Here is a 15,693-nt window from a genome sequence, read left to right as displayed (position 1 = left end):
CAGACCCGTCTTCCACAAGGGCAAGCCGCTCGAACGGCCTATCGACATCACACCCGAACCGTCGGCAGCTGAGCCTCGAACCGTCGGATCATCCGCCATCCCGCTGCGCTGCCACTCGTATCCACCCATGAACGACTCTCACCCAAAGCGATTCGGCAGGCGTGCGAAGATTTACGTCCATGCTGCCGCTGACCGCATTCTGCGTACCGCAACGTGGTCGAGGTGTGGCGAAAAGCAAATGTGCGTCTGGCCGAGAGAACGGCGTTTCAACGCAGAACTGAAAGCCCCTCCCCGCCGAATTGCAGGCGAAGCTCCGTCTTGAGCACCTTGCCGGTGGCGTTTCGCGGCAAGTCGGGAACGACATGTACTCGTGACGGGCATTTGAAGTGGGCAAGGCGTTCTCGAGCGTAATCGATAAGCTCCTCTGCATTGACGGCGGCATCCTGCTGAAGGGCCACGACGGCCACCGGAGTTTCGCCCCAACGCGGATGCGGCACACCGACAACCGCGACCTCGCGCACGGCATGGTGACGGTAGAGGACCTGCTCCACCTCGATCGGGTAAACGTTCTCACCACCGCTGATGATCATGTCTTTTTTTCGGTCGACCAGAGTGATGAAACCTTCTCGGTCAATGCGGCCCAAGTCGCCAGTATGAAACCAGCCGCCACGAAAAGCTTGCACTGTCGCCTCGGGAAGACCCCAGTAGCCCGCGAATACGTTAGGGCCGCGCACTACTAACTCGCCCACCTCGTCGACGGGGACGTCGTTGTCGGCGTCGTCGACGATACGAGCTTCGACGTGAAAAGCCGTCCGACCGATCGATCCGGCCTTCTCCTTAACGTGTTCAGCGTCGAGGAATGAGACGATAGGCGCGGTTTCGGTCATCCCGAAACCCTCCTGGAACGGCAGACTGCGTCCTTGGAAGAATTCGATGACGGTCAACGGACACGGTGCGCCACCCGCAGCCGCCAGTTCGAGAGCCGACAAATCGTGGTCCTCGAATCCATCGACGTTCATCAGCGCGGCCCACATCGCCGGAACCATGAATTGCACTGTCGCATGCTCTTGGGCCATCATCGCCAGCGTCTGTCGCGGATCGAAGGACGGCAGCAGCACGCTGCAACCGCCGACATGCAGCAGCGGCAGCGTGTGCACTCCGAGTCCCCCGATGTGGAACATCGGAGCCACGGCGACGGTCACGTCCGTCTCACGCAGCCCGCGCCCGATTGTCAGCGCGTTCATGACGTTCCACAGATGGTTGTCGTGGGTGAGCATCACACCTTTGGGACGCCCCGTAGTCCCGGACGTATACATCAGATTTGCAATGTCATGGCCCGCCACGTCGGAGCCCACAGCTGTGGGCGCTTCACTGTTCACAACGTCGTCGTAGGAAAGCTCACCGGCAAGGCATTCACCGCCGACGGCCATTTGGTGGCGGACCCGCACCCCATCCTCTGACACCGCGGCGCGGGCGACCGGGGCCAGCGGGTTGGAATACACGAGCACGTCTGCGCCTGAGTCGGCCAGCTGGTAAGCCACCTCTGCTGGCGCCAACCGCACGTTCATGGGCACGAAGATCGCGCCTAGTTTCGCGGCCGCCAGCATCGTTTCTATGAACGCGGGACTGTTGATCAAGAGACCGCCAACCCTGTCGCCCTTGCGGACACCGAGCGCTCGCAGGGCACGCGCAAGCCGGTTGGTCCGTTCATCGAGCTGAGTGAAGGTGATCCGTCGGTTATCGTCAACGAGGGCGGTGCGGTCGCCGGACAGGAAGGCCCGTTTCGTCGCCCAACTGCCAATACCCCTGTCCATGTGAACTCCTTCGGAGCCGGTCGCCCAGACACGTCGTCGTGGGCCGATTCAGTGCCGAACAGCTATAAGCCGATGCGCTTGGCGATGATCTCGTTCATGATCTCGTTGGTGCCACCGCCTATTCCGAGAATGCGGCAATCTCGGTAATGCCGTTCGACTTCGGACTCGCGCATATAACCCATCCCACCAAAGATTTGAACCGCCTCATTCACCACATAATCGCACGCGTATACGGCGGTGTTCTTGGCCATCGACACCTCAGTGACTACATCCTCCCCGGCCAGCCACCGTTGCATCACGGCGCGGGTGTAGGCGCGCGCGACGTCGACCTGCCTGGCCATTTCCGCGAGCTTATGGCGGATCACTTGACGAGCCGTCAGAGGTTTCCCGAAAGTCTGGCGTTCGCGCGCCCAACCCTTGGCTAATTTGAGCGCGCGCTCCGCCGTCGCGTATGCCTGCACGGCAATGCCGAGTCGTTCCGACTGAAACTGCTGCATGATCTGCAAGAATCCGCCGTTCTCTGCCCCCACCAGGTTCGCAGCGGGAACGCGAACGTCAAAGAACGAGAGTTCTGCGGTATCGCTGCAACGCCATCCCATCTTGTCCAGCCGGCGGTCAACCTTGAACCCCGGTGTGCCCTTGTCGATAACCAGCAACGAAACTCCGCCGTACCCGGGTCCCCCGGTACGCACCGCGGTAGTCACGAAGTCGGCGCGGACACCGCTCGTGATGAAGGTCTTAGCACCGTTGACCACGTACGTGTCACCATCGCGGACTGCTCGTGTGCGTAGGTTCGCCACATCTGAGCCCGCTCCGGGCTCGGTGACTGCCAGCGAGCCGATCATATCTCCGGCCAGGGTGGGGCGAACGTAGTGGTCGATCAGGGCATCCGATCCATTCGCGGCGATGTGCGGAAGCGCGATGCCGTGGGTGAACAACGCGGCGCACACGCCGGTAGACCCACCGCACGCCAGAATTGCCTCGGTTACCAACGCCGAATCGATCGCGTCGCCGCCGCTGCCTCCCACGTTCTCGGGGAATCCAACCCCGAGAAGTCCCACATCGGCAGCCTTACGGTGCAGCTCGCGCGGGATTTCACCTGCCTCCTCCCAATCCGTCACTTTCGGTGTTATCTCGCGAGCGACGAAAGATCGCGCCAACTGGCTCAGTGCTAGCCGCTCCGGCGTGGTCCACGGATCGTTGGGCACAGCGCAGCCTTCCGTCCCGGCTATGTGTTTGGTGGTTGCTTCGATATCCGTCATGATGGCTCCCGGATCGAATTGCGTCGGCAACCGAACAGCGGTTGCACGCAGGTGCAAGGTGTCTCAATTCGATTGTGCAGTCGGACGATTCGGAAAGCATTCGCCCAACGGGGCGAGCGGCCCGTGTGCTGAATTCCGAAACAATCGGAGCGAAACTTTGTCTTCGCCTCCCAGCGCACGCGCCGAAAGCATTGTCCTGGAGCATGACTGCGCCGCCCACCAACACGATCAAGCGCATAGGCGGCATCGGTCAGCCAGGCTCCTCGCGCGAGGATCGGCACTGAATCTCTCAAACCGATCCCTTCCTACCCACTCGCGACCGCGACTTAAGTCAATGCAAGGCTCGGGCGTCGCGTGCAAGTGGCCACCTCAAGGAGTGCTTCGCGTGCCCCGATTAGTCCAGAAACCGTCGAAGCTCAACAGCCTCAGTTACTGGTGGCTAACGTTACGTGCGAGGCCCAAGGATTTGCAACACCCATCGCGTAGATGTCGCGCTCCGGTGCACCAGATCTACGACTCATGCGAATGAAGGAGGTCTCGTCCGCCGATCACTGCAATCTATCCGGGTTGATTGTCTTGGTGGTTGCAGCCGCGCCGCGCTTGGAGGTACCCCGGGGCCTCTCCCAGTATGGACGTTGGATGGCGCGGCAGTTGCGCGTGGGGAGTGGGCATCGTGAAGAAGTGTTAACGTTCGTAGATCACCCGGAACGTGTGGGCGTTTCGAACGGAAGAGGTATTGCTGCTTCGACTGCGAAAGGATGGTCGACCGTGACCGACACAGTCACCGTCGGCCGCACGCGAGGAGGCGAGCGTCGCGAGCGGATTCTGGCGGCCGCCGCCGAACTCATCGCGGACCGTGGCTATCACGCTGTTTCTATGGCCGATATCGGCATCTCGGCAGGGGTCGTCGGTCCAGCGATCTACCGGCACTTTGACAGCAAGGCGGGCTTGCTGGCGGCACTGTTCGAACAAGTGATTGACACGCTGCTGCGACGGGCGTCGGCGATCGTTGAACAAAGCCGAGATGATCGCGAGGCGCTGACTGCCTTAGTAGCCGACCACGTTGCCCTGGTGATGGAGAAGCGCGAACTCGCCATTGTTTACTACCGAGAAGTCCATAATCTGCCTGACCATCGACGTAGTCGCCTGCGCCGCAAACAGCGCCTCTACGTTGAAGAGTGGGTGCACGTTTTGGGCGAGTTAAGGCCGGAGTTGGACGAGACGGAATTGCGCGCCGTTGTTCACGGCGCGATCGGTGCCATCCAATCGACGTTGCAATATCGCGATACGGGGATGCCTCCCGAGCGCGTCTCGGTGCTGCTCGCGCGGATGGGGCACGCTGTTCTCGGCGTTCCACCGTGCGAGTCGCACAGTGAGGATCGGGCAAGCCACGCGTTGCCGCAGCGCCGAGGTCGACGGTAGGCGCAACCTCGGAGTGTCCTCGCCTCGGCGTGTCCTCGGGAGGGTGATTTCGCTGAGCAGAGGCTGTCAATGATTTGCTTCGTGTCGATGGCTCCCTGGCCACGATTAAGCACGCCGCCAATCGGCTTGCTTGGCGGGCCCGCACGCCGCGCCAGTCAGCCGGCGGTCTCGCCGCGCGGTCCTTGGCACGAGCATTCGCAGACATCCGGCGTGTTCAGCGTCCCCGCCATACAGGTGCCCGTTTCTCCCGGAATGCGCGTGGGCCCTCCTGCGCGTCCGCGGAGTGGTACACGGGTTCCCAGATCTTCTCAGCCAGCGTGTATGCCTCCTCAAGGCGATGTCGCGCCGATAGATACGCAGTCTGTTTAGCGGCCAGCACCGACAGCGGAGCATTTCCAGCGATTAGAGCGCCCAGCTTCTGGGCTCGATCCCTAAGCCGAGCGGCGGGCACCACCTCGTTAACAAGACCCACTTCGAACGCCCGGGCCGCGCTGATCGGTTCGCCGGTGAGCATCATCTGCAGAGCGATTCTCGGTGGAACGAGCCACGAAAGAGGAGCGGCCCAGGGAGCTCCACGGCCGACTTTGACTTCGGTGATCGCGAACAGGGCATGCTCGGCGGCGACGATCAGGTCACACTGCTGTGCGAGCAGGAACCCGCCGGCGAATGCAACACCGTTGACCGCCGCGATGGTCGGTTTAGCGATGTCGATGTTGCGGCCGAACTGCGGGGCGAAGTCCAGTGGCGGAACCGCCAGCGCCTGGTGCGCCATCTCTTTAAGGTCGCCGCCGGCGCAGAATGCCTTTTCACCCGCGCCGGTCAAAACGAGTACGCGCGCGTCAGCGTCCTCATTGAACCGACGTGCGCCATCCCATAATCCTTGGCGCACGGCGACACTGAGCGCATTGCGAGAGTGGGGCCGGTTGATAGTCAGCCAGGCCACCCCATCGACGACGTCATAAATCACCGGATCATCCAAGGTAGTCCTTCCGCGTGTTCTGGGCACTGTCTCCATCGACAATGCCGGCGTCCCATCGGCGACCACTTGGACGTCCCAGCGACACCTTCTGCGGGGCGTGCAGGTCTGGGCTGCGACGGGGTCTTCGATTTTATCGCCTCCAACGCCACCTAATTGGAGTAGTCGACTTGGAAGTGGGGACTGGTAACACCGTTCCCGCCACAAGTCGCAGCATATGTGACTAAGCATTCACGATTGTGGGACGTGACGACGATTCGATGCAGGCGGGTGACTGGGTGGGCTCTCAGTTGTCGAGTTCAAAGGACGATTGTGCTATCCATCGGCGCCCCAGTAATGTTAACCACTGATAACGTGAGGGCGCTCGGGGCCACTGGATGTGTCATTGCCGGGCCCGCACCGGTTGAGAGTTCAGGAGGAGACGTGATGTACCTCACGCAGGGCTTGCACAGAGCACTGCAACAACACCCGGACCGCCTCGCCACCATCGACGCGGATCGAACACGGACCTATGCGCAGTCCGCACAACGAATCGCGAAGTTGGCGAGCGCATTACGGACGATTGGCGTTAACCGCGGGGATCGCGTCGGCATGCTGGCGCTCAACTCCGACCGTTACCATGAGTACCTGCTGGCGGTGCCGTGGGCGGACGCGGTATTAAACCCGATCAATATCCGCTGGAGCCCTCCGGAGATTGCCTACGCCCTGCGCGACTCCCAAACCGATGTCTTATTTGTCGATGACGCCTTCAGTCCAGCAGTCCCCGCACTTCGCGCGTCATATCCTGACCTGCGCGCAGTCGTTCATTGCGGAAACGCCCCGACCCCGGAGGGAATGTTCTGCTATGAGGAACTCATAGCCGGCGGCGAAGTCGGTGATGACGTGCGGCGCAGCGGCGATCAACTGGCCGGTGTGTTCTACACCGGTGGCACCACGGGTCTACCCAAGGGCGTCATGCTTAGCCACGCGAACCTGATGACCTCCGTGCTGGGAATGCTCAGCGTGGGAAGCTTTCTGAGTTCGGAGGCTCGACTGCTTCATGTTGCGCCGTTGTTCCATCTCGCGGACTTGGCCGCCTGGGCGGGGCAAACCACCCTGGGTGGCACACATGTGATGCTCTCGACTTTCGAGCCCAGTGCCATTCTCCAGACCATCGAACGCCACCAGGTCACCGACGTCCTTTTAGTGCCGACCATGCTGCAGATGGTCGTCGACCATCCCGCCGTCAGGGATTACGACCTCTCCAGCCTCAGAAACGTGATGTACGGGGCATCGCCGATTTCCGAGGCGGTCCTGTCGCGCGCGATGAAGACCGTGCGGTCGGCGCGATTCATGCAGGGTTATGGCATGACAGAACTGTCCCCCCTAGCCACAGTCCTGCGTCCTGAGGACCACGAGCATCCGGACCTATTGCGTTCAGCCGGCCGCGCCGCGCCCTGCGCCGAGGTCAAAATCGTCGATGCTGACGATAAGGAAGTGCCGCCGGGCAATACCGGCGAAATCGTCGTGCGTGGCGGCAACGTGATGTTGGGCTACTGGAATAAACCAGACGAGACAGCGGCCGCGCTGCGCAATGGGTGGATGCACACCGGTGACGCCGGTTACATGGACGAGCGGGGTTATGTGTTCGTCGTCGACCGCATCAAAGACATGATTATCTCGGGTGGCGAGAATGTCTACTCGACGGAAGTCGAGAATGTTCTGTCCAGGCACCCGGAGGTGGCGGCGTGCGCGGTCATCGGAGTTGCCGATGAAAATTGGGGCGAGCGCGTTCATGCGGTCGTCGTCTTGACCGAAAACTCCTCGGTGACAGCCGAAGAGCTCAGAGACTTCTGTAAGACTCAGATCGCGGGATACAAGGCGCCCCGTACAGCCTCGTTCGTTGATGCGCTCCCTCTCTCAGGTGCTGGCAAGGTGCTCAAACGCGAACTGCGAAAACAGTTCCGGCAAGAGTGCACAAGCACTAGCCGGGGTCGATAGGTGCCCTTGCAGCGCGCCCCGCGGCCATCGACGCGGCTGCCTCCAAAGGATTTCCCTAGACGCCCTGGGCAGGCCGTCAGGACGGGATCGTCATGGCGCGCGTAGAGGTGCCTTACAGACACGAGCTCGGCGGCCACTGCGGGTCCGGTGCCCTCCGCGATCTGACCGAGTGGGCCGGACTCCGTTGGGGTGTGCACGCCCCCCGCGAAGGACTGGTTTTCGCGCTGAGCGGCACGCTGGATTTTTCCTATGCCCGTTCCGACGAGTTATTTCCGCCGGTGTACCTCGTTGGCAGGGGCCCCGATCTCGAAGAGCAATACCTCACTAATGTCGGTGCACAGTTCGAGATTCGCGCCACCGATGACGGCGACCTCGGGTGGAAGTGGGTGACCGATCAACTCGACCGCCGCACCCCCGTGATGGTTTGGGCCGACATTGCTCATCTGCCCTATCTGCGCGCACGGTTGAGCATGAGCCGCCACGACATTGTCATCACCGGCTACGACGACGACCGAGGCGTGGCCTTGGTCGTTGACAACGACCGAGATTCGGTCCAACTGGTCCCCTACGAGGATCTCCGTCGGGCACGGTCTTCGACCGGCTTTCCCGTGCCGACCCGTCACACCGCCTACATCGTCGACTGGCCGACTACGGCGCCGGACTTGGCGGCGATCGCCGGTCCCGCCCTTATCCGAAGCGCGCAGGCGATGGCGGCAATCACCGACAGCCGGGGTCTTACAGTCACTCGCGACCCTGAGGCACAGAAGGATGGACTCGATGGTGTCGAGCATTTCGCCGTCGACGTGGCGGCGTGGCCTGACGCCCTGGACGATCACAACCTCGAAAGCGCCCTGTTTGCGCTGTGGGCGTTCATTGAGAAGGCGGGGACGGGAGGGGGGTTGTTCAGGGCCCTGCAGGCCGACGGCTGTCGAAGCATCGCCAACTTGCTGCATTCCGAAGCCGCCCTGGAGGCGTCGAGGGCTGCTCGGGAGGTGTCGACCGCCTGGACCGAAGTAGCCCGGATGGCTTACAACCCAGGCACCCCACTGCGGGCTCGCGCCGCCGCCACTGCGGCCGCAGCCGAGCGTGTGCCTGACGCCGAAAAGCGGCTCACGGAATCGCTCTTCGCCGCCGGAGCGGCTCTGACGTAACAATTTCCGCCTTGGGCCGGCCGCTGCATTCAGCTTGGCATCTGGGTGCCGAACGTCCACGCAGCGCGGCTTTTGACCCACCGGAGCCATTTTCGAGGGGTACGCTAACGACGGTTAACACTGTTGGTGGCTCCACACGTGTAGCGGTCCGCAACTGGGGCAGCAGGAGGGAACGCTTGGTGCACGGAACAAGGGTCGCCGCACCGGCGTGCGCGGGTAGGACGGCTGGTCGTGTGCCGACAACGAGCGGAAGCGCGCATCAATGCCTTAGTGCGTAGCGGCGCCGGTATCGGCGTGATCGGCAGTGCCGAGTACAAGTAGCACTTCAAGAATGAGTGATGAACATGACGGAACAACGGTCAGTCAAAGTCGCAATCATCGGTGCGGGCATGTCGGGACTGTGCATGGCGATCAAGCTGCAGGACGCCGGCATTGACTCGTACACCATTTTCGAACAGGCCGAGGATGTCGGCGGCACATGGCGAGACAACACCTACCCGGGGCTAACCTGCGATATCCCATCGCGGTATTACTCCTACTCGTTTCGGCCCAACCCGAACTGGTCGCACCTGCTGCCGCCGGGGCCGGAGATCCAGGCCTATTTCCAGCAGGTGGCCGACGAACGGGCCATCCGCCCGCACATCAAGTTCGGCGCCGAGGTCATATCCGCCCGATACGACGACGAGCGGTGGCGGATCACGACCGACGACAGCGAAGAGACATTCGACGTCCTTGTCACCGCGACCGGCGTGCTCCGGGTGCCGCGCTATCCGGACATTCCCGGCCAGGAGAGTTTTGCCGGGCCGGTGTTCCACTCCGCGGAATGGGATCACTCCGTCACCTTGCGGGACAAGCGGGTCGGACTGATCGGGACGGGCTCGACAGGCATACAGATCATTGCCGAACTCGGGGGCAAGGTCAGTCGGCTCACCGTCTTCCAACGCACTGCGCAGTGGGTCTTTCCGATGCCCAATCCGCACTACTCACCGCTGATCCAGGCCGCGTTGACGCGGTGGCCGAGGTTGAACGGCCTGGGCTATTGGTTCTGGGGATTGGTGGTCAGGCGCATCTTCGGCCGCGCGCCGATCCGTCCGGGATTTCAGCGCCGCTTGGTTCAGACGCTATGTCGATGGAACCTGCGACTCTCGGTGCGCGACCCGCAGTTGCGCGCGAAACTCACCCCGAAAGATCAGCCGATGTGCAAGCGCCAGATTATGGCGGGACATTTCTACCGTTCGGTCCAACAACCGGGTGTGGAGGTGATCAACGAGACGATCGACCACATCGAGCCTCGCGGCGTCATCACGGCCGACGGTACCTTGCACGAACTCGACCTGCTGGTCTATGCCACCGGGTTTGACGCCCGGGCCTACGTGCGCCCGCTGACAGTGGTCGGGGAGCGTGGGCTCACCCTCGACGAGGCATGGGCCGATGGCCCCACGGCGTATCGGTCGGTCGCGGTGCCCGGATTCCCAAACTTGTTCATGCTGATGGGTCCGCATTCGCCGATCGGCAACCAGTCACTGATACCGGTCGCCGAGGACCAGGCTGATTATGTGCTGTGGTGGATTAACCGGATCCGTGAGGGCCGCATCGTCGCCGCCGCGCCCACCAAGTTGGCCACCAAGGGCTACAACGACAGCATGAAAGCAGCGATGCCACAAACAATTTGGGTTACCGGTTGCAACAGTTGGTACCTAGGCAAAGATGGGCTTCCCGAATTGTTTCCGTGGACACCCGAGCGGCACCGAGAACTATTGCGTGCACCTGAGATCGCAGATTTCGAACTCCGATGAGACGCGCATCGAAAGCCAATCAAGGTCTTTTCGCGCGGATCCTGTCGCGCTTGGTGCCATGCACGTCATCGGTGAAGATGGTTTGGGGCCCTAACGCGAGCGCAAGCGTCTCGGATCAGGCGGCGGCAGAATTCGGAGCGAGGACGCTACGACGCCCATGGAATGGGGAACGACTTCGCGTGGTCTTTGGTGGTGACGACCAAGCGTGGCCACTGTCCTGGCAACGCTTACGCCCACCGTTATCACGCCGGCGTTTGCCGACTAAGCCATCGAACGCTCCGAGCCGGCGTTAGAACCGCATCAACGAAATCATGCAGGGACCGGCGATTGGTCATCTTCGACAGCAAGCAGGTGTGGTCCTCCACCGCCCGGACGGAACACTTGTGCAAGACGCATATCCTGCTCACCATGTCCACAGAGTCCGTTCGCCTCTCGTTTCGCCAGCACATGCGTGAGCAAGTTCTCAGGGCTGCGCGTGACCTCACTATCGAGAAGGGCTGGCATCGGGTTCGCATGAGTGAAGTCGCCAAGCTTGTCGGCGTGTCCCGCCCGACGCTCTACAAGGAATTCACCGATAAGCAGGGACTGGGTGACGCGCTGGTTGTGTCCGAAGGCGAACGATTCTTGAACGGCATTCACGCAGTTTCGGCACAACACGCCGGAGATGTCCGCGGGGGTATCACCGCCGCGGTGTCGTACACCCTCGAGGAAGCGGAAGCGAGCCCGCTCTTGAAGGCGGTGTTGACGTCAAATCGGCCTACAGACAAAACGGTTTCCGAGACAACCGGTATGTTGCCGCTCCTGCCGACCTCGGCATCGCTGCTGGAGCTATCCTCGGCAGCCCTCGTGACTTGGTTCAACGAGCACTTTCCAGGTCTGGATGCCGATGACGTGCATGAAGTCGCCGATGCGCTGGTGAGGCTCACTGTGAGCCATGTCGTGCTTCCTTCTGCCGATGCAAGTCTGACCGGTGAGCGGATCTCGCGGATCGCCCTTCGCTATTTGGGCGCAGATCCCGCGAGGCCGTTTACACAACGCAGATTTTTGTCTGGATGTTGACTTTATAGAGAAAAGTGTAAACACTGGCGTGGAGACACTAGCTCGGGAGGACCCTCATGACTGTCAGCGCTTCCGCTCCGAAGTCGTCGGTGGAGCGTCGTTCAGCACGTTCGTATGATTCTGCCGACCTGTCCTCGACTGCCTTTTGGGCTGGCACCGCCGCTGACCGTGAGAAGACCTACGCGGAGCTGCGCCGACGCGCCCCCATCAGCTGGCACCCGCGCGTCGAGCACACCATGATCGACGACGAGGACGACCAAGGCTTCTGGGCCGTGGTCACCCACCCGCTACTTGTCGAGGCGACCCGGCGACACGACGATTTCCTGTCTGGTCAAGGCATTGTGATGGAGTCGATCCCGCAGGAACTGCTCGACACCGCGCAAGGCTTCATCGCTATGGACCCGCCGCGGCATACCAAGATTCGACGATTGCTGGCATCCGCATTCACACCGAAGCAAATGCGGCTGACCAGTCACCAGATCGAGGCCAACGCGAAACGGGTCGTCGATGGCCTTGCCCCGCAAGGCGAGGCTGACTTCGTCGACCAGTGCGCCGCGTTGCTGCCGATGCACAACATCTTCGACATGATGGGCGTGCCGGACTCGATGCGCCGCGACATCGCGTGGGAGTCACGGTATGCCGGTGGGTGGAGCGACCCGGAGGTGATGGGCGAAGACCCGGTCATACCTCGCCTGTTCCAAGCGATGGGATTCTTGGGCGATGGCGCCCGCGAAATCATCGCCGCACGTCGCCGGCAGCCCGAAGATGACCTTATGACGAACCTCGTTCAAGCTGAAGTGGACGGCGAACAACTCACCGACGACGAGATCGTCTCGTTTTTCATACTTCTCACGATCGCCGGGAACGACACCACGCGCCAAAGCACCAGTCACGCGATGAAAGCATTGACGGACTTCCCAGACCAAAGAGCTTGGCTCATGGAGGATTTCGACGGACGGATCAAAGGGGCCGTGGAAGAATTCGTCCGGTGGGCCACACCAATCATGACATTTCGCCGGACGGCGGCTCGCGACTGCGAACTGGGCGGGCAGCAGATCACCGAGGGTGACAAGATCATACTTTTTTACAGCTCGGCCAACTGGGACACCACCGTGTTCACTAACCCGGAGAAGTTCGATCTGTCGCGCGACCCTAACCCGCACGTGAGCTTCGGAGGCGGGGGAATCCATCACTGCCTCGGCAACCAGCTGGCCAGGCAGCAACTCGCTGCGCTCTTCAGAGAACTGCTGCACCGCCTGCCTGATATTGAAGTCTGCGGGCCACCCAGCTACACCGTCAGCACGTTCTTCCACGGCGTGAATCACCTTCCCGTCCGCTTCACCCCGAACGCGTAAGGCGGCGTGGTATGAAGATCAGAGTCGACCGCAACCGATGCTCGTCAATCGGAATGTGTGAAGGCCTGGCTCCTGACTTCTTCGAGGTCAGGCACGATGGCCAACTCAATATCGTGAACCCCGAGCCACCGGAATGCCACAGATCACTCATCGAAGAAGCAGTATCGTGCTGCCCCACAGGCGCTCTCGCCGTCGAGGACTGAGACCGCGGTCCTGAGGCAACGCTGACACACCTGCTTGCTGTCGGCGGCGATGGGCTTTCGCCTTCGGGTCAACTAGCCGCTGACACCGTCTGTCACCTACCACACGATGGAGCCGTCACTTATGAGTACTTATGGACTTTCAGTCGTCGCCCCTGAACTTGCCGCGATGAAGGCCACCGCCGCGGCTGCCGACCAGGCCGGGTTCGACGCCGTCTGGGCATCCGAGTTCTACACCCGGTCGGGATCCATCTCGATGGCGGCGATGGCAACCTCGACGAACAGGTGTCGCATCGGGTCGTCAATCCTCTACGGCATCGGACGTAGTCCGCTGGTCTTGGCGACCGAAACACGCGACCTCGACGAACTGTCCGGTGGTCGGGTCGTGCTCGGGATCGGCAACGGCACCAAACGGATGATGAGCGATTGGCACTCTGTCACCGATACCAGCGCCCCCGCCCTGCGCGTCGAGGAACTCGTACCCCTTATCCGGCGCATCTGGAACCTGCACGAAGGACCCGTCCGCCATGAGGGCCGTTTCTACAATATGAATCTCGTCCCCACCGGGCCGGTAGAACCCCCTGCGCGCAATATCCCCATCGTCACCGCCGCCGTGCGGCCGCGAATGTGTGAAGCCGCCGGACGGGTCGCTGACGGCTTGGCCGGGCATCCACTCTTCACCACCGCGTATGTGGAGGAAGTCGTGCGGCCTGCGGTGGCCAAGGGCGCACAACGCACCGGGCGCGACCCTAACGGCGTCGAGATCGTGTCGATGGTGATGTGCTCCATCCACGACGACCCCGAGATCGCTCGTCGCGAGGTAGCGCAGCAGATCGCATTCTACGCCTCGGTCAGGACCTACGAACCGCTGCTCGACTTCTGCGGATTCGCCAAGCAGGGTGCCGTCATCCGAGAAGCCTTCACCCGCAGCGACTTTCAGGCCATGTTCAACGCCGTCACCGATGACATGATCGACGTCATGGGTGTCGCCGGCACCGCTGACGAGGTTCGCAACGGGCTACGCCGCTACGAGGGCGTGCTAGACCACATCATGCTCTACCCACCGTCGGTAGGTACCGCGCCTGAGCGGGTCGGACAGAACGTCGATGATCTCATCAAGCATTGCGCCCCGCCCAATATGCCTCCGGCCTCCCAGCTGCACGCGCGACCCGGACCACGGTAGCGACACGGCGATCTCGCACACAAAGTGCGCTGCCGCATCGATCGATGCCGACCTTCGGGTTCGCATGAAACTACTCATTTCCCTCTGGGACTATCTCGGTGGGGTGCAGTCCCCCAGTGACAGCCGAGCTTGCGTTTGGCAATAACGGTCCTTGGGGAAGGCTAGGACGATGCCGGTCCTCTTTCACTAGGAAGTGAAGTGGTCAGAACACGTTGTGGCACGCAGATGCGTTGCGGCGCGGACCTTCTGCGCCGCATCAAGGCGGTCCGACGGAGTAGATGCGGAGTCGATCGAGCGGTTTGGCGACAAGGTCATCGGGTTGCTAACCTCGATTAACATGTCAGAGTTGTTCGATGTGGTGGTCGTGGGAGCGGGGATTTCCGGTATCAGCGCTGCCTGGCACCCGCAGGATCGCTGCCCCGGTAATAGGTACGTAGTTCTAGAGCGCAGAAGTGATCCGGGTGGCACGTGGGATCTGGTCAAGTATCCGGGCATCAGGTCGGACTCAGATATGTGCACGTTCGGATTCCTTCAAGCCCTGGCACTCGGCCAGGTTCACTGTCGACGCGCCGACAATCAAGAACTATCTGCGTGAGGTCGCGACCGAGAACGGCATCCATGAGCACATTCACTTCGGTACCCAGGTCTTGTCTGCCGCTTGGTCGGACGCCAGCCGGCGCTGGACCATCAAGGCGGTTCGGAACGGCTGAGGAATTAGAGCTCGAGGCGCGGTTCGTCTTCATGTGTAGCGGCTATTACAACTACGACGCGGGTTACCGACCAAACTTTCCCGGCGAGGAGAACTTCGGTGGGCCCATATTGCAACCTCAGCACCGGCCCAGAGACCTTGATTATGCCGGTAAAGAACGTCGTCGTTATCGACAGCGGCGCCGGGCACATAACGATGCTGCAACGTTCGCCAACATCGACCGCTTCACCAGAACGGGTCACGAGTTGGCGGCCGATATCATCTTCTACCGCAACAGGATTGAACTTGTGGCTTTTGGGGGCGCCAAGCTTGGTCGTAACGGCCAGGATGTCGACGTCAGCAAGTCGATGACCTATAAGTCGATGTTGCTGTCCGATGTGCCCACCATGGCGTTCACCATGGGCTATATCAATGCATCGTGGACCTTGAGGGCCGACCTGGTATCGGAATACGTTTGTCGCCTGCTCAATTGCATGGACGCGCGCGGCTACGACACCGTCGTAGCCGCTCATCCAGGGAAGATGTCGAAGAAGAACCCTTCGCCGATTTCGCACCAGGCTACTTCCAGCGCGCGATGGACCAGCTACCGAAGGCGGGATCTCGAGGGCCATGGCAGGTAAAACACAATTACCTCTTCGACATCCGTGAGTGAGATATCGTCAAGACCTGTGGATCGGTGAGTTTCAGGCGACCTGCGATCCGACGGTTTGAGGCTCAGCTGCCGACGGTTCGGGTGTGATGTCGATAGGCCGTTCGAGCGGCTTGCCCTTGTGGAAGACGGCGCTG

At 61.5% G+C, this 15,693-nt stretch carries 11 protein-coding genes and 1 pseudogene; 9 read left to right on the top strand and 3 right to left on the bottom strand.

The window, feature by feature from the left end; all coding sequences use genetic code 11:
* Positions 1–266 precede the first annotated feature (266 nt).
* Together AWC08_RS27855 and AWC08_RS27850 are read right to left on the bottom strand one after the other, a co-directional pair.
* Positions 267–1,814: an acyl-CoA synthetase gene (locus AWC08_RS27855; RefSeq protein WP_007172220.1), complete on the bottom strand. Its 1,548-nt coding sequence runs from the start codon at positions 1,812–1,814 to the stop codon at positions 267–269.
* 62 nt (positions 1,815–1,876) lie between these two features.
* On the bottom strand, positions 1,877–3,133 hold the full coding sequence (locus AWC08_RS27850) for an acyl-CoA dehydrogenase family protein (protein ID WP_244906547.1): 1,257 nt from the start codon (positions 3,131–3,133) through the stop codon (positions 1,877–1,879).
* A gap of 711 nt (positions 3,134–3,844) precedes the next feature.
* On the opposite strand from AWC08_RS27850, the gene AWC08_RS27845 reads away from it, so the two are divergent.
* The gene (locus AWC08_RS27845; RefSeq protein WP_007172222.1) at positions 3,845–4,498 is read left to right on the top strand and encodes a TetR/AcrR family transcriptional regulator; all 654 of its coding nucleotides are present in this window, start codon (positions 3,845–3,847) and stop codon (positions 4,496–4,498) included.
* A gap of 214 nt (positions 4,499–4,712) precedes the next feature.
* Here AWC08_RS27845 and AWC08_RS27840 read toward each other — a convergent pair whose 3' ends face one another.
* Entirely contained in the window at positions 4,713–5,513 is an 801-nt protein-coding gene (locus AWC08_RS27840) for an enoyl-CoA hydratase/isomerase family protein (RefSeq protein WP_046184313.1), read from the bottom strand.
* Between the two features lie 387 nt (positions 5,514–5,900).
* On the opposite strand from AWC08_RS27840, the gene AWC08_RS27835 reads away from it, so the two are divergent.
* The 8 genes and pseudogenes from AWC08_RS27835 to AWC08_RS27800 form a co-directional block, all read left to right on the top strand.
* Positions 5,901–7,454: an acyl-CoA synthetase gene (locus AWC08_RS27835; RefSeq protein ID WP_007172224.1), complete on the top strand. Its 1,554-nt coding sequence runs from the start codon at positions 5,901–5,903 to the stop codon at positions 7,452–7,454.
* A 92-nt stretch (positions 7,455–7,546) separates the two neighbouring features.
* Positions 7,547–8,605: a BtrH N-terminal domain-containing protein gene (locus tag AWC08_RS27830; RefSeq protein ID WP_007172225.1), complete on the top strand. Its 1,059-nt coding sequence runs from the start codon at positions 7,547–7,549 to the stop codon at positions 8,603–8,605.
* 338 nt (positions 8,606–8,943) lie between these two features.
* Positions 8,944–10,401, top strand: coding sequence for a flavin-containing monooxygenase (locus AWC08_RS27825; protein WP_007172226.1), 1,458 nt, complete (start codon positions 8,944–8,946; stop codon positions 10,399–10,401).
* Between the two features lie 447 nt (positions 10,402–10,848).
* Positions 10,849–11,460, top strand: a complete 612-nt coding sequence (locus AWC08_RS27820) for a TetR/AcrR family transcriptional regulator (RefSeq protein WP_046184315.1) — start codon at positions 10,849–10,851, stop codon at positions 11,458–11,460.
* A 56-nt stretch (positions 11,461–11,516) separates the two neighbouring features.
* Entirely contained in the window at positions 11,517–12,815 is a 1,299-nt protein-coding gene (locus tag AWC08_RS27815; protein WP_007172228.1) for a cytochrome P450, read from the top strand.
* A gap of 11 nt (positions 12,816–12,826) precedes the next feature.
* Positions 12,827–13,018, top strand: a complete 192-nt coding sequence (locus tag AWC08_RS27810) for a ferredoxin (protein WP_007172229.1) — start codon at positions 12,827–12,829, stop codon at positions 13,016–13,018.
* Positions 13,019–13,139: 121 nt separating this feature from the next.
* Positions 13,140–14,198: an LLM class flavin-dependent oxidoreductase gene (locus tag AWC08_RS27805; protein ID WP_007172230.1), complete on the top strand. Its 1,059-nt coding sequence runs from the start codon at positions 13,140–13,142 to the stop codon at positions 14,196–14,198.
* Between the two features lie 337 nt (positions 14,199–14,535).
* Positions 14,536–15,553: pseudogene (locus tag AWC08_RS27800) on the top strand (flavin-containing monooxygenase); the annotation flags it as partial.
* Positions 15,554–15,693 lie beyond the last annotated feature (140 nt).

The organism is Mycobacterium gordonae, assembly GCF_002101675.1.
GTDB classification, from domain to species: domain Bacteria; phylum Actinomycetota; class Actinomycetes; order Mycobacteriales; family Mycobacteriaceae; genus Mycobacterium; species Mycobacterium gordonae.
Note: the sequence above shows the minus strand (reverse complement) of the source record. Positions and strands in the feature narration are given on the sequence as shown.

Excerpts from the sequence above, each read along its gene's own strand:
- AWC08_RS27855 (WP_007172220.1), bottom strand. The coding sequence starts at position 1,814 with ATGGACAGGGGTATTGGCAGTTGGGCGACGAAACGGGCCTTCCTGTCC.
- AWC08_RS27840 (WP_046184313.1), bottom strand. The coding sequence starts at position 5,513 with ATGGAGACAGTGCCCAGAACACGCGGAAGGACTACCTTGGATGATCCG.
- AWC08_RS27835 (WP_007172224.1), top strand. The coding sequence starts at position 5,901 with ATGTACCTCACGCAGGGCTTGCACAGAGCACTGCAACAACACCCGGAC.
- AWC08_RS27830 (WP_007172225.1), top strand. The coding sequence starts at position 7,547 with ATGGCGCGCGTAGAGGTGCCTTACAGACACGAGCTCGGCGGCCACTGC.
- AWC08_RS27825 (WP_007172226.1), top strand. The coding sequence starts at position 8,944 with ATGAACATGACGGAACAACGGTCAGTCAAAGTCGCAATCATCGGTGCG.
- AWC08_RS27820 (WP_046184315.1), top strand. The coding sequence starts at position 10,849 with ATGCGTGAGCAAGTTCTCAGGGCTGCGCGTGACCTCACTATCGAGAAG.
- AWC08_RS27815 (WP_007172228.1), top strand. The coding sequence starts at position 11,517 with ATGACTGTCAGCGCTTCCGCTCCGAAGTCGTCGGTGGAGCGTCGTTCA.
- AWC08_RS27810 (WP_007172229.1), top strand. The coding sequence starts at position 12,827 with ATGAAGATCAGAGTCGACCGCAACCGATGCTCGTCAATCGGAATGTGT.
- AWC08_RS27805 (WP_007172230.1), top strand. The coding sequence starts at position 13,140 with ATGAGTACTTATGGACTTTCAGTCGTCGCCCCTGAACTTGCCGCGATG.